Here is a 14,702-nt window from a genome sequence, read left to right as displayed (position 1 = left end):
CGATTACGGCGAATATACAATGCCCGGGCACCAATGGTGTCCGGGCATCTTTGTGTATGCTCGTCAGAGAAGAGGGGTTTCAGGTTATCCGAGTGCATCAGGCGGGTATACCCGCTGCCCATGCCGCTGTGCAATTTCCTGCAATTTTCTTGCGGCCTCGTCGTCTATTTCAGGTAGGGGCAAAAACTCTCCCGGCGCAACAGGCTTGCCAATTTCTTCAAAAAAAAGTTCCAGCCCGGCAGGTACGACGGTACACAGCAAATGCGCATTGTGCCCGGTTTTGTTTTTAAAGCTATGGATCAGGCCTCCCTTCGGGATGTTGACAAAAGAACCCTTTTGTGCCACATAGGTTCCCGCTTCTGACCTGACCTCGATCTCGCCATCGACCACAAAAAAGGACTCTTCAAAATCGGGATGCGCGTGAGGACCCGGCCCTCCGCCAGGGGGGATAAGCATATCAATGGCGGCAAACGCGCCGCCAGTTTCTTTACCGCCAACTAAGATGCGGTATGTGTCGCCGACAACAGAAAGGCTATGGCCAGCCTGTGGCCCCAGTGTGACCGGCATGCGCTTTTGATTTTCCATAGGTAAGCAGGTTTTAAGCAAATGTAATTGTTAATGTCCTGACAAACAACAACATGGTCTATCTGAGTGTTGTGATGTCTTGATTGGGTCCCGGCTGCCGGAATAACCTGGCCGTCCCTAAAATTCTTTGTCGCCAAATTCGCTTGCCGGCAGTTTCATTTTACCCCTCAGCTTGTTCAGGTTGAAGCTAAGGTTCAGCATGACCACATCGGTTTCATAAATGTAATTGGTCGTGGTGTAAAAATCATTGCCCCACGTGGTAATGCGCTGGCGATTGGATCGTTTCATGCCCAGGTCAATATTTTGCCACTGCAGCGTTGCGGCAAAACGGCCGTTCATGAATGATTTCCGAAGCGACGCGTTGGGTACAAGAAACCTGGAGTCCTCGCCCTGTGCCGTCGGCCTCCTTGACAGGTAGTTTACATTTCCCTGCAGGTTCCAGGCCGGGCCCAGCCTGAAATTAGTGTTGACGTTGATCGAATATACCCAATTGGCGTTTGAAACATAAGAGGTAACGCCCAGGATGTTCAATGAGCCATTGATCTTGTAATTGTAAATATTACCGCCCAGGTACAGGCTCCACCAGCTTGCCGGCTGAAGGTTCGTGCCCGCTTCAAGGCCAAAAGACCTGGCGCGGTCGGCATTCGTAAACACGCGGTTCAGAATGGTGTCGGCATACACGCTGTTTACCCGCTGAATCGGATTTTGAATATTTTGATAATACAGGGTGCTGAAAAACGAGCCTTTGCTGAACGTCCTGACCAAACCAAGCTCAGCCAGGTCTACAAACTCAGGCAATAAGTCAGGGTCGCCCTGCTCCAGGGTTTCTGAATGTTCACGCTCGGGTATCGGGTTCAGTTCGAAATTGGTGGTGCGCTGCACACGTCTGCTATAGCCGGCTTTGGCCTGCCAGCCCTCTTTAAAAGTGTACAACAAGTTGGCCGAAGGGAACAGGTTAGATAGTTTCAGCTGATGCGGAGTGGGATCGTATGATAAATTAACTGTCCGCGCAGCATACTCATAACGCAGTCCGGCCGTGTATTCCAGCTTGCTTTCCCTACCGGAATATTGCGTGTAGAATGAGTTGATCTGATTTTTAGCCCGCGCACTGCCCCTAAAACGTGCCGCATCTGGCTGTGACACCGCCGGCGTAACAAAATAATCAAATTGTCCGTCCTGTGTATCGTACCTGAACTGGTAGCCGCTCTCCAGTTTGCCTGTGCCGATAGCGGTTGCGTAATCCAGCCGTAACCGGTAGCCATTGATCGGGTTTTTGTAAGGGTTCAGCACGTACTGGATGGTGTCTGCCGTGTTGGGATATTGCAGGTTGCGGTTTTTGCTGTTGCCATACAGGTTGGCATGTTCATACAGCGCAGATGCGGTCAGGGTCGATTTGTTGGCGAACGTATGGGTATAGTCCAGGCTTCCAAGCGAAAAGCCGCCCTCCTTTGTTTGCAGGTTGGAGTTAAAATAGGTTATGCTTTTTTGCACGGCCTGTGTAGTCAGATCTGCAGTGCTGTTGGTGTATAAAATATCTGCCAGCCGCGACTGGAAACGATGCCCAAGAAACAAGCCGGCTGAAAACGTATTGCGGGCATCTGCCTTGTAACTTGCTGAAAAGCGGCCCGCGTAATTGTATTTATCAAAGCTGCGTTCTCCGTTCGAGGGAAAACGTGTAATTGTATTGTTTAAAAAGTTCAGCGTGTACACATCTCCCTCGCGGTAACCGGCAACATCTGCGCGAAGGTAATTGCCGCCGGCTGATAGGTCCCATTTGCCTTTACGGTAGTTGAGCGTCAGGTCGCCGCCAAAGCGTTTTGGCTGTTCTTGATTGCCGTGGTCGCCGGTGCTGGGTAATCCGGCCTGGGCATTGGCCGTCATGGTGAAGCCATCGTCAGCTCCTTTTTTTGTGGTGATGTTGATGATACCGGCTTTGCCATCGGGGTCATATTTGGCCGATGGTGCGGTAATCAGTTCAATGTTTTGCAGGCTGTTGGCAGGCAACTGGCTAAGTACGGTTTGCGCATCTGTCAGTACCGGTTTGCCATTTACCAGCACCAGGAAACCGGCAGAGCCGCGCATGCTGATCTCGCCTTCTCCGTTTATGGTAACTGAGGGGAGGTTTTTCAGCACATCGATGGCGGTACCCCCGCGCGCACTTTCAAATTGGTCTGCACGGTATGTTTGTTTGTCGATCTTGTTCAGCGCATCGGCGTGGCGACCCGTAACCTGCACCTGGTCAAGCGCCGTTTCGCTGAGCGACAGCAGGATGGTGCCCGCCTCAATCTGGCCGTTCCCGGTTAAATTGAGTGTGCCGGTCATTTTGGTGTGATAACCCAGGAAAGCAACCCTGAGCACATAATTTCCCGGTGTTAATCCCGAAAACGCAAATGCGCCGCTGGCTTTTGTAAGCGATCCGGCAACCACGGTTGAGTCTGCGGCTTTCAGTACGGAAACACTGGCATACGCTATCGGGCGTTTTGTCTGCTGGTCAAAGACCAGGCCCTTTATGGAACCTCCCTGTGCAAACAACATCTGCGATGACATCATTACAATGAACAAGGTAAAGGTGATCGTTTTTATAAGCGAAATCATGATGCAAAAATATCATGCGGAAAGGTAGCTCCATTGTACAATACGCAGAAACGATTGTACATTACCCCTTTGTTGAGGCAAGATGGCGGTAGGCCCCAGGCGTCAGCGCAGTATTCTGCTTAAAAAATTTAATGAAATGCGGAGAGTCCGCAAACCCGAGGTCGGCCGCTACCTCCTGAATCGCTTTGCCGGTGGCTGATAACAGCAGTTTCGCTTCGAGCAGGATACGCTCGTTAATAATTGTAGCGGGCGTTTTACCCACGGCTTTTTTGCAGGTTTGGTTCAGGACAGCTGTGGTAATGTGCAGCTGGCCGGCATAAAAGCCCAGATCGCGCGTTTGCGAAAAGTGGGCGTTTACTAGCTGTTTATACCGCTGAAAAACATGGTCGGAACCGCTGACGAGGGATCGCCTGGTGTTCGACAATTGCTGAAGTTTCGTAACCAGCAAGTGCAGGTAGGCGCGGTAAGTTCCGGGATCACTCAGGCCCGATCTGAACTCCTGGTAAAGGACAGCCGTAAGAGCGAAAACCGTTTGGTCTGCTGCCGGCAGGGAAATCTGCGCCGGGAACCTGAACAGCAGATCCAGGTCGTCCTTTTTAAGTAACTCTTCCCTGAAAAGAACAACGAAACCCCTGGGTATGGATGAAAAGTTCCAGCAATGTGTCTGACCGGGCCGCAGGTAATAACATTCGGGAGCGGTTACTTCGAACTGATGGCCGTCAACATCATGAAAACCTGCCCCCTGGTTTAACAGGACAAGTTCATGGTAGTTGGCATGCCGATGCGGCCTGGTAGGCTTGATCACCTCTTTCATGGCGCTGACCTTAACCAACCGGTCGGGCTCCATCTTGTCCTTCACCGGAATGCCGTTTTCTGAAAGTGGCGTATGCATCTGAACGTAAAGTTAGCAAGAAAGAGCGAAAGGTGAATTTAGAAATGGCAGAGATTTGCCGGGCATTAATTTACCGGCTTAACCGAACTGTACTTTTGCATTACTGAGCGGTCTGTATTTAAGCGTGTTGCATCAGATTGCTTTTTCCCGGCTCCTTGTTCATGCAGCTCTTCCGTAGCCTCTGAAAGTATTTTGTACCTTTAAAAAATCATGAAAGTACTCGTAACCGGATCTGCTGGTAAACTTGGTTTGGCGGTTATGCAGAAACTAAAAGCTGCCCACCTGCGGCCGGTTGGCGCAGACCTTATTGAAAGCCCCGCTCCGAATCTGATCCTGGACATCAGGGATAAAGAAGCGGTCTTAAGGGCTTGCCAACACGCAGATGCGATTATTCACACGGCCGCTCTCCATGGCAAACACTATGACCTCGGTTTCCCCAGGGAAGAGTTTATCGATACGAATGTCTACGGAACCTTGAACCTATTAAATGCTGCTGTGAAACAGGGTGTAAAGCGCTTTCTTTACGTCAGTACAACCTCGATCTATGGGAATGCCATGGCCGATCCTGCCCAGGCGGTGTGGGTGGATGAACTAGTACAGGAACAGCCCAGGGATATCTACGATATAACCAAACAAACGGCCGAACAGCTGTGCAAAGATTTTTTCGACAAGGAGGGTTTACAGACATCTGTTTACCGGGTAGGCCGCTTCTTGCCGGAGGAACCCAATCTGCGGGCAAACCACAGGTTGTACAGGGGCCTTGACGCGCGCGACGGCGCGGAGGCCTTGTACCTGGCGGTGAATCATGATTTTAAGAATTTTGAGATCTTCAACATTGCCAGCAGCAGCCCTTTTTCCAGAGAAGATCTCGTTACGCTTAAAACCAACCCGGCAGAAGCAATTAGCAAACTTTACCCGCAAGCTGCCGCATTTTACAAGGCAAAAAACTGGTCGTTTCCTGACAGCATCGACCGGTTGTACGTAATCGATAAAGCCAGAGAACGATTGGGTTACCTGCCACAGTTCACGTTTGAACATCTGTTAACTGAAGACCAGTAATCATGCTATTGATCCGGCCCGGGGAATAAACAGGCAGCCTTTGGGCAAGCAGCGTTTCATAACTTATGGTATGCCCGGCTCTAGCCCATCTTGGTTTGGCAGAAAAATCCTTGATTGGTTACGGGGTCGCCGGTTTAATATTCACAACGCAAATGCACGGCTGCGCCGATCATTCTTCGATTTGCTTACAAGCTTCAGGGGTTTGCATACATGCGGCCGCGCTGGTTTACTGATCTTTGAATCATGGAAATAAAACAAATAGCACTAGGCAGCCAGGGTTTGGTTGTGCCGGTGGTCGGCCTGGGTTGTATGGGCATGACCGGTTTTGAAGAGGCGCATATGTATGGTCCGGCAGATGAGCAGGAAGCCATCGCAACAATTCATCGTTCGCTGGCGCTGGGCGGTAATTTTTTAGATACGGCAGATTTGTACGGGCCGCTGAAAAATGAACAGCTTATCGCAAAGGCCATCAGCGGTCAACGCAGCCGGTATATTCTGGCGACTAAGTTCGGCTGGGAGATTGATGACAACAATAAAGTGACCTGGGCCATCAATGGGAAAAGGGACTATGTAAAGAAATCTTTAGAGCGCTCTTTAAAAAACCTCAATACTGATTACATTGATCTGTATTACCTGCACCGGCTGGATAAAAATACACCTATTGAAGAAACGGTTGAAGCCATGGCTGAACTGGTTAAGGAAGGTAAGGTAGGTTACATTGGCCTGTCTGAAGTTTCCTCTGAAACGGTTAAGCGGGCGCATGCCGTGCACCCCGTCACCGCAGTACAAAGCGAGTATTCTTTATTCGAAAGAACGGTCGAAGAACGCGGGGTACTGGCAACATTGAATGAACTGGGTATCGGCTTTGTGGCTTATTCACCATTGGGCCGGGGGTTCTTGTCGGGACAGATCAAAAGCATCGATGACCTGCCCGAGAACGATTTTCGCAGGGCGATCCCGCGGTTCCAGGGTGAGGTATTTAACAAGAACATTGAATTGGTCAGGGCAATTGAAGTGATGGCCGAAGCCAAGAACGTCACCTCTTCGCAGCTGGCTCTGGCCTGGATCATAAGTAAGGGGATTGTGCCCATCCCGGGAACGAAACGCCGCAAATACCTCGAGCAAAATCTTGCGGCAACCGCCATTGAGCTGACTGAGGCAGATCTTATCCGGCTGGAAAGTATCGTGCCGCTGGGTACAGACACCGGCGCACCTTACGATGAGTTCAGTATGGGCTTAATTGATTAATTTCGTTTATGAATGCCATTAACTCGATATCAGAATTTCACCGGTTGCTGTCATTGCCCGAACCCCGTCATCCACTGGTAAGTGTGATCAACCTGGCTGAAAGTGTGTTTTTGGAAGACGCGATCTGGAAAGGTTTTGTTAACCGCTTTTATTGCGTGGCGCTCAAACGTGAAGCGAAAGGCAAGATCAGGTACGGACAGCAGCACTATGACTACGATAAGGGCGTATTGAGTTTTACCGCGCCCAACCAGGTGCAGCAACTGGATCTTCAAAATATGGAATGCGGGTCTGGTTATCTCCTGATCTTTCATCCGGACTTTCTGTTGCAACACCCCCTGGCGAACAGCATTCACCGTTATGGTTTTTTCGATTACGCGGTGAATGAGGCGCTGCACCTTTCGGCCGAAGAGGAAGATGACCTGATTGCCATCTTGCATAAAATTGACCGGGAGTGCCGGCATATTGATAAGTACACCCAGGAGATCATGCTGACGCAGATCGAGAGCCTGTTAAAATACTCGAACCGGTTCTATGAGCGGCAATTTCTGACCCGGAAGAATAACAATTCAGCATTGCTGAGCAGGTTTGAGCAATTGATCGATGACTATTTTAACAGCGAGGTGCAGGGTTTGCTCACGGTGCAATATGTTGCCGGGCAGATGAACCTGTCGCCGAACTACCTGAGCGACCTGCTTCGGGTGCATACCGGACAGAACACACAGCAACACATTCATGAAAAACTGATCGCGAAAGCCAAAGAAAAACTTTCCACGACCAGCCTTTCCGTTAGCGAGATCGCCTATGCACTGGGCTTTGAGCATGCGCAGTCTTTCAGCACGCTTTTCAAAAAGAAGACGAACGTATCGCCGCTGGAATTTCGCCAGGCGTTTAACTGATGGCAAAAAGAAATCGTGCTGTGAAATATTCTTGCTGAAACCTGACAGGCCATCCTGAGGAATTGGCGTGGCTCCGCCATCCGCCGTCCTCTGCCGCTCTCCGCTGCGCTACAGGCTCAGGGGGTTCGCAAGAACTGAATGCACCGGCGGTGACCACCGGGAACGAACATCGATGACCTTGGGCTTTCTAAACGTTGAACGCAATCGTATTTCGCCATTTATGACTGTTTGCGTGGCAATTTACCTCCCAACAAAATAGCGGGACCGATAAGAATGATCAATGGAAGCCAAAACCAAATTGGGTAAATTGTATTGAACCACAACCATCCTATAACTGCGATGATCGCTATACAGACAACAACACGGGCTTTGAGGTTACCTCCCGTCCAAGCGGTAAGGATCCCGCCAAGCATTCCGCTTGTAGCCAGGCAGCCCAATTTAATGACGAGTTGAATAACTTCAGCGCTGCTTACGTCAGGATGGCCCAACGCATTAAGCGATTGTGGAAATACCATTCCTTGAAGCTTGGCAAATACAGAGCTTAGCAACCCGACAGACCCAATTCCTATGGCTATCGATAAAATTTGTTTAAGTTTCATTGCTGTGGATCGGTAAAAATTTCAGTTGGTTTTCAGTCAGTACAAGTTGATCGGTCATCATTCTGCTAACCTCATCTTCAGTTGCCGAGCCAAATAGCGCTGTAAAACGCTTCAGATCTGCTTCGTTATCTGGTATGAACGACCTGGCATTGTTCCTGGCATTTCCCTGGAACTTGCTGATGATGGGCTGCATCAGCGAATTATAACGTTGAAGAGCTTCGTTTAGACCATCGGGTAATTGTGCCAGAAAATGAGACAATACTTTTGCGCCGTAAATTGATAACGATGCGCCCATTCCTGACAAAGCGGTAGGGCAATAGCCAGCATCGCCTAACAGCACAACGTTCCCATGAACCAGGTTTGGCGTGTGTACCATGCCCATTTTATCAGCGAACATCAGTCCGCCTTCCAGAAAGCGGCGTATTAAATCCTGAACTTCTGTATTGTAATCCTTAAATGAATCTTTCAGCAACTGCGGTGCCTCGGCATGAATCTTTGATATGTCATCGACACTGTGGATATAACATTGAAGCGCTACTTCTTCTTTACTAACCGGATAAATGGAAAGCATTTTACGAATATCCAGGTAAGTTCGGATTGTTCCCAAACGATAAGCATGGCGAGTGCTTAACCGGCCACCCATGTACAAAAGGTTAAAGTCTTCCAGTTGACTGCCTGGAAAATATTTTGTTCTGGTAGACGATCGCAGTCCTTCGGAAACGATCACCAGATCCGCTTCTATCAGGGTTCCGTTTGATAATCTGATATTGACTTTTTGCGCTTGCTGCTGCAGATCCTCAATCGTCGTATCGAACAAGACCGGGATGTCACTTTTGATATTGTCATATAACACATTATGTAGTGCGCCACGGGTAATAAGTATAGACTGACTGGTATTTTGATTGACCTTCTTATAACTGATACTGCGGATCATCGTCCCGTTCGCATTCATCCAGTCCATAAACTCAGAGGGGGTCGATTCTTTGCGCAGGGCCTTTGTAAGACCAAGTTCATCCATAATTTCAACACCAAAACTTTTGAGTGAAACCAGAAAGCCAGATTTGTTGAATTGTTTAGCCCGGTCAATTACCGTAACATCATGTCCTTGGTTATATAACAGCCTGGCCGCAGTTAAGCCGGCAATTCCACCGCCGGAAACCAGAATTCGCTTTTTCATATTTCATACTGAATTTAGTGTATTGCAAAAATATGATTAGCTTTAGGCATAAAATATCCCTATATCTACTATTAATAGTCCATTAAATGAATAAGGACACTAAACAGCGGGCGATGCTGGATCTGGCTACAAAAATCGGCATGCCGGTTAAGGAGCAGGCATACATGATTGCTACCCTGCAGATACAGGAGATTCGTGTCGTTGATTTGCTGCCGGATATGCTGGTAATGATTCGCTCATTGTTGGCAAAGAAGGATCTGACGTTTCAGCGCAGCCCGATAACCACAATTGAAAACGGATTGTTAATTTCGTTCCAAAATGTTTTTCATGAAGACCGGATCGCAGGCAGTCCGACACGAGCCTACCTCCAGGAACGCCCCCATGTTCGCATTACACCGTCTCATTTGGATAGCAGCGTCAATTTTTCGGAACAAACGCAAATAAGGCAGATTACAATCCTGATCGAGTCGGCTTATTTGAAGCGGTTTTTAGGCCAGGATCAGCAACGCTTCAGCTACCTGTTTAACGTAGAACACACGTTCTGGATAGAAGAATTCATATCGCCGGAAATAGCAGCGCTGGTTGACGAAATGACGCATAGTGGCCATCAACTTGCCCTTACAGATGCCTTTTTCCGCCTGAAATGCCTGGAAATGCTATATCATCTGTTCAGCAATCTTTCACGCAGGGAACCGGTGTCGCATCAGCACATAAGTAAAAAAGAAATTGACGCCGTATATCAGGTCAGGAATGCGATAGCGGCATCGCTGAATGAAGTCTTGCTGGTTGATGATTTAATCCGGTTAAGCGGTATGAACGAGCTCAAATTGCGCAAGCTTTTTACGCAGGTATTTGGCAAAGGCTTGTACGCTTACCATCAGCATCTCCGCATGGCGGAGGCGGCACGGTTACTGAAAGAGGAGAAACTCTCTGTCTCTGAAACGGGTTACCGGCTGGGGTTCAGCAACCTCAGTTACTTCGGAAGACTCTTCGAAGAACACATGGGCATGAAGCCCAAGAAGTGGTCCCAACAGCAGAAGTAATAGTGATATCTTGGACTTAATGATTAAAGGCATCATTGAAACATGTCTTTGTGCAATCCGGCTGATGAGATTGAAGAGCTATGCTGAAAATAAAAACACTTGGTGCGTGTTCGAGCTGTTGCGGTGATACTGAGGGGAGTTGCAGCAAAAACGAAGCGGTCATTGCCGCTCCATTTTTTCATTTACGCATTGACCATTGCTAAGCGGTCTGCACCCAGTCATTATTCCTTGCTCTTTCGTCTTTGCTCCTGATTACCTTATTGTTGCTGTGATTACCTCCGCGCCGTTCTCCGCTGCACTGCGGCCGGCGCCGCGGTGATCCCTGAGGGGGGTGGCTGCAACGAACCGAAGCTTTGCTCACGCTTGATTTGACAAAGTTACCTCCGCGCCGTTCTCCGCTGCACTGCGACCGGCGCCGCGGTGATCCCTGAGGGGGTGGCTGCAACGAACCGAAGCTTTGCTCACGCTTGATTTGACCAAGTTACCTCCGCGCCGTTCTCCGCTGCACTGCGGCCGGCGCCGCGGTGATCCCTGAGGGGGGTGGCTGCAACGAACTGAAGCTTTGCTCACGCTTGATTTGACCAAGTTACCTCCGCGCCGTTCTCCGCTGCACTGCGGCCGGCGCCGCGGTGATCCCTGAGGGGGGTGGCTGCAACGAACTGAAGCTTTGCTCACGCTTGATTTGACCAAGTTACCTCCGCGCCATTCTCCGCTGCACTGCGGCCGGCGCCGCGGTGATCCCCGAGGGGGGTGGCTGCAACGAACCGAAGCTTTGCTCACGCTTGATTTGACCAAGTTACCTCCGCGCCGTTCTCCGCTGCACTGCGGCCGGCGCTGCGGTGATCCCTGAGGGGGGTGGCTGCAACGAACTGAAGCTTTGCTCAGGCTTGATTTGACCAAGTTACCTCCGCGCCGTTCTCCGCTGCACTGCGGCCGGCGCTGCGGTGACCCCTGAGGGGGGTGGCTGCAACGAACCGAAGCTTTGCTCACGCTTGATTTGACCAAGTTACCTCCGCGCCGTTCTCCGCTGCGCTGCGGCCGGCGCTGCGGTGATCCCTGAGGGGGGTGGCTGCAACGAACCGAAGCTTTGCTCGCTCCGCTCGCCGGTTTTTGTTTTTTGCCGCTTTTGCTGAAGCTGCACTTCGCAACGCTGTAAAAAACAAAAACCCTGCTTTCAGCGGGGCTTCGGTTCGTTGGCGGAGAGAGAGGGATTCGAACCCTCGATACCCTTTAGAGGTATACACACTTTCCAGGCGTGCTCCTTCAACCACTCGGACACCTCTCCTTTTTTTAACCGGGCCACAAAACTATCATTTTTTCCGACGTAAAAAAAGCCCACCGCATCCGGTGAGCTCTTTCTTTACTTTTTCCTTCGCGTTATCGCGCCTGGTAATTATAACTGATGGTGCCATTCGGGCTTACTCCCGTAATATTGACCATGTTGTTCTTGGTTTGCGGCAAAGCCTTCTCCACATCGGCTGCACTGTTTACCGCAATGCCGTTTACCGATGTGATCAGCAGACCCTGCGGAATGCCATACATGTCAAAAGCTTTACCAGGCTGTACGTTGGTTACAACCACGCCGTTTTTGACATTGTAACGGGCCTTTTGCTCAGCGCTGGCTGGTGCAAAACTGGCTCCTGCGCTGACCGCAGCTTTCGAGCCTGAATTTGCATTGGCTGCCAGTTTATTCACACTTTCTCCTTTCAGGGTCACATTGAAATCCTTCATCTGGCCATTGCGCAATACAGTCAGTTTCACGCGGTCGCCGGGATTCATGCGGCCAATTTTTTCCTGCAGATCAGGAGCATCTGACACCACTTTGCCATCTACCTTTTTAATGATGTCTCCTTTTTGGATACCTGCTGCCGCTGCACCGCCATTAGGCACCACTTCATTTACATACAGGCCGTTCAGGTCTTTGATGTTCAGCTGCTCCGCGGCTTCTGCATCAAGTGCACGGAAACTCACACCTACATACCCACGTTTAACGGTTCCGAAACGCATGAAGTCATCAAGGATCTTTTTGGCCAGGTTGACCGGGATGGCAAAACCATAACCCTCGTTGCGGCCAGATTGTGAAGCTATCGCTGAGTTGATGCCGATTAGCTCTCCATTTGCATTCACAAGCGCACCCCCGCTGTTGCCGGGATTGATTGCCGCATCTGTCTGGATGAATGATTCAATGCTTTGATTGGCTGCACGCTCAGGAACTTTGCCCGAACGCATGTACTCTTCATATTCCTCTTCTGTAAGGGGTTGCTGCTGGTCTTGCGCCAGGATACCGATCTGGCGGGCCTTTGCACTGACAATACCAGCGGTAACGGTGGTCTGAAGATCGAGCGGATAACCGACGGCCAGCACCCATTCGCCGACCTGCACATTGTCAGAGTTGCCCATTTTCACCACCGGCAGGCCCCTGGCCTCAATTTTCAAAAGGGCAAGGTCTGTATTCGGATCTTTACCGACCACTTTGGCTGTCATTCGACGCTTGTCAGTCAGAATGACGTCGATTTTCTCCGCATTATCTACAACGTGGTTATTGGTTACGATATAGCCGTCTTCAGACAAAATTACGCCTGAGCCGGAAGCTGCCCGCGGTGCACGCTGCATCCGCCTGCCGCCGCCGCCGAAGAAATCGTCGAACATGTCAAATGGCGAGCTGCTCCGGGCAGAGCGCCCGCTTGCGCTATACGTGGTCTTAATGTGAACAACTGCCGGCGAAACTGCCGCCGCTGCCTGTACAAAGTCTTCTGCTCCTGCAGATGATATTTTTAAGGGATTATTTGCAAAGTAAACTTTTTGCTTTTCCTCCAAAGATGCATTTTCTGCTTTATGCTCAAGGAGTTTATATCCTCCTATGGCTGCCGCGCCACCTATAAACGCGGCCAGAACTGCATAACTCATTATCTTTTTCATATAGCTCCTAATTTTCTTTTTGCGTTGTGATGATCAAATTTAGCACCATATCAACGATATTTGTATCACAGCAACCTCTATTTTTCTGTTAAATTATGTTAAATGAAACACTTAGCTAAAGCATTTGGTTTCATCTGACACACCAAAGCAACATATGAATACTGAAACTCAGCCGCTTCATTTTTACAAATACCAGGGTGCTGGAAACGACTTTATTCTGGTCGATAACCGCAGCTTATTCTTTAATTCTGATGATTATGAGGCGGTTTCGAAACTTTGCGACCGGCGCTTTGGTATTGGCGCAGACGGACTCATGCTGCTGCAGAGCCATCCGGAATTTGATTTCGAAATGGTGTATTACAATGCCGATGGTATGCCGGGAAGCATGTGCGGAAATGGCGGTCGCTGTATCGTTGCCTTCGCAAAACAGCTGCGACTTATTGACCGCGAAACGAACTTTTTGGCAGTTGACGGCCCGCATTATGCCAAAATTTCACCCGAAGGGAACTGGGTGGAGCTCCAGATGATCAATGTGAACCAGATTAACCGCGACGGCGAAGCATGGGTGCTCGATACCGGTTCGCCGCATTATGTCCTTCAAACCCAGGGGCTGGATACGCTCGATGTATATAGTGAAGGCAAGGCCATTCGAAACAACGAAACCTACGGTGCCAAGGGCATTAATGTCAATTTCGTCGAGGACTTCGGCGACCATCTGTTCGTCAGAACTTTTGAGCGCGGCGTCGAGGACGAGACATATGCCTGTGGTACCGGCGTTACAGCGGTCGCCCTGGCTCATGCCGCCGCCACTGGTAAACACGGGCACATCAGTACCCCGGTCAAGGTTCTCGGCGGAAACCTGCGCATTGACTTTGACCATCATCACGGGCAGTTTACAGGCATTTTTCTTTGTGGCCCCGCAGAACTCGTTTTTACAGGAACACGCTGAGCCGGCCGGCTAAAACAAGCCGTCAAAGTGTAACAATTACACTTACTTAAATTAATCGTTTGATTAAATGATGATTCTCTGACAGAGCGAAGTCGCGAATCCACCTACTTTTGGCGTTTGACAAAATTGTTAAACACTGGCGATAAAAAACGGGGCATGGAAAAAGCGACGGAAGAGCTGATCAAACAAACAGCAAAAGACATCTTTTTCAGGCAGGGGAACCTGCACGCGACCACGCAGGAGATTGCTGATGCAGCCGGCGTAAACCGCACGCTGCTGAATTATTATTTCGGCTCGCGCGATCTGCTCTTTGAGCAGGTTTACAACGAAGCGGTAGAAAGCAAACGCAGCCAGCTGGACGAAGCACTTGCTGCCAAACTGCCTTTCAGGGAGAAAATTGAGCGTTTCATTGAAGTTTACCTGCGCGAAGTGCGGCAGTACCCGTTCAAGGAATCCTTTCTGATCACCGAGATCAGCAACAAAGATTTCATGCAGCACAAAAAAAAGAACGCCAACCTGATCGCGTTTCTTGACGAGATCGCCGCCGAGATGGAAAAAGGAACAATTATGCGCATGGATCCCATGCATTTCCTGGTCAACCTGTTTTCCATGCTGTCTTACCCGGTCATAATGGGGCCGCTGTATCGACGGCTTTTCGACCTGAGCAACACCAAATACGAACGTTTTATAGACGAACGAAAAGACGTCATCCTAAAATCCATTTTCATATAAAAGAGCAT

The 14,702-nt window shown here is 49.8% G+C and carries 12 protein-coding genes and 1 tRNA gene; 6 read left to right on the top strand and 7 right to left on the bottom strand.

Features of this window, described 5'->3' with window-relative positions:
- Positions 1-84: 84 nt before the first annotated feature.
- From C7T94_RS02185 to C7T94_RS02175, 3 genes are all read right to left on the bottom strand, one after another.
- Entirely contained in the window at positions 85-585 is a 501-nt protein-coding gene (locus C7T94_RS02185) for a cupin domain-containing protein (protein WP_107213206.1), read from the bottom strand.
- A gap of 117 nt (positions 586-702) precedes the next feature.
- A complete protein-coding gene (locus tag C7T94_RS02180) occupies positions 703-3,180 on the bottom strand; it encodes a TonB-dependent receptor (RefSeq protein ID WP_239494904.1) in 2,478 nt (825 codons plus the stop codon).
- A gap of 61 nt (positions 3,181-3,241) precedes the next feature.
- Positions 3,242-4,072: an AraC family transcriptional regulator gene (locus C7T94_RS02175; protein WP_107213204.1), complete on the bottom strand. Its 831-nt coding sequence runs from the start codon at positions 4,070-4,072 to the stop codon at positions 3,242-3,244.
- Positions 4,073-4,282: 210 nt separating this feature from the next.
- Between C7T94_RS02175 and C7T94_RS02170 the strand changes: the two genes are divergently transcribed.
- From C7T94_RS02170 to C7T94_RS02160, 3 genes are all read left to right on the top strand, one after another.
- Complete coding sequence (locus tag C7T94_RS02170; protein WP_107213202.1) at positions 4,283-5,131, top strand: NAD-dependent epimerase/dehydratase family protein; 849 nt, start codon at positions 4,283-4,285, stop codon at positions 5,129-5,131.
- 243 nt (positions 5,132-5,374) lie between these two features.
- Positions 5,375-6,379, top strand: coding sequence for an aldo/keto reductase (locus tag C7T94_RS02165; protein WP_107213200.1), 1,005 nt, complete (start codon positions 5,375-5,377; stop codon positions 6,377-6,379).
- 8 nt (positions 6,380-6,387) lie between these two features.
- Positions 6,388-7,275, top strand: a complete 888-nt coding sequence (locus C7T94_RS02160) for a helix-turn-helix domain-containing protein (RefSeq protein WP_107213198.1) — start codon at positions 6,388-6,390, stop codon at positions 7,273-7,275.
- A 218-nt stretch (positions 7,276-7,493) separates the two neighbouring features.
- Here C7T94_RS02160 and C7T94_RS02155 read toward each other — a convergent pair whose 3' ends face one another.
- Together C7T94_RS02155 and C7T94_RS02150 are read right to left on the bottom strand one after the other, a co-directional pair.
- Positions 7,494-7,874, bottom strand: coding sequence for a hypothetical protein (locus tag C7T94_RS02155; protein ID WP_107213196.1), 381 nt, complete (start codon positions 7,872-7,874; stop codon positions 7,494-7,496).
- Complete coding sequence (locus C7T94_RS02150) at positions 7,864-9,051, bottom strand: FAD-dependent oxidoreductase (RefSeq protein WP_107213194.1); 1,188 nt, start codon at positions 9,049-9,051, stop codon at positions 7,864-7,866. The genes C7T94_RS02155 and C7T94_RS02150 overlap by 11 nt, the downstream gene beginning before the upstream one ends.
- Before the next feature lie 86 nt (positions 9,052-9,137).
- Between C7T94_RS02150 and C7T94_RS02145 the strand changes: the two genes are divergently transcribed.
- The gene (locus C7T94_RS02145; RefSeq protein WP_107213192.1) at positions 9,138-10,094 is read left to right on the top strand and encodes a helix-turn-helix domain-containing protein; all 957 of its coding nucleotides are present in this window, start codon (positions 9,138-9,140) and stop codon (positions 10,092-10,094) included.
- A gap of 1,194 nt (positions 10,095-11,288) precedes the next feature.
- Here the strand turns inward: C7T94_RS02145 and C7T94_RS02140 are convergent.
- Positions 11,289-11,379 (bottom strand) — tRNA-Ser (locus C7T94_RS02140).
- A 92-nt stretch (positions 11,380-11,471) separates the two neighbouring features.
- Positions 11,472-13,013: a trypsin-like peptidase domain-containing protein gene (locus tag C7T94_RS02135; RefSeq protein WP_204353192.1), complete on the bottom strand. Its 1,542-nt coding sequence runs from the start codon at positions 13,011-13,013 to the stop codon at positions 11,472-11,474.
- A gap of 154 nt (positions 13,014-13,167) precedes the next feature.
- On the opposite strand from C7T94_RS02135, the gene dapF reads away from it, so the two are divergent.
- Both dapF and C7T94_RS02125 read left to right on the top strand, forming a co-directional pair.
- Positions 13,168-13,962, top strand: coding sequence for a diaminopimelate epimerase (gene dapF / locus C7T94_RS02130; protein WP_107213188.1), 795 nt, complete (start codon positions 13,168-13,170; stop codon positions 13,960-13,962).
- A gap of 156 nt (positions 13,963-14,118) precedes the next feature.
- On the top strand, positions 14,119-14,694 hold the full coding sequence (locus tag C7T94_RS02125) for a TetR/AcrR family transcriptional regulator (protein WP_107213186.1): 576 nt from the start codon (positions 14,119-14,121) through the stop codon (positions 14,692-14,694).
- Positions 14,695-14,702 lie beyond the last annotated feature (8 nt).

Origin of the sequence: Pedobacter yulinensis (assembly GCF_003029735.1) — a bacterium.
Taxonomy (GTDB): domain Bacteria; phylum Bacteroidota; class Bacteroidia; order Sphingobacteriales; family Sphingobacteriaceae; genus Pedobacter; species Pedobacter yulinensis.
This window is presented reverse-complemented; position numbering and strand designations above follow the sequence as displayed.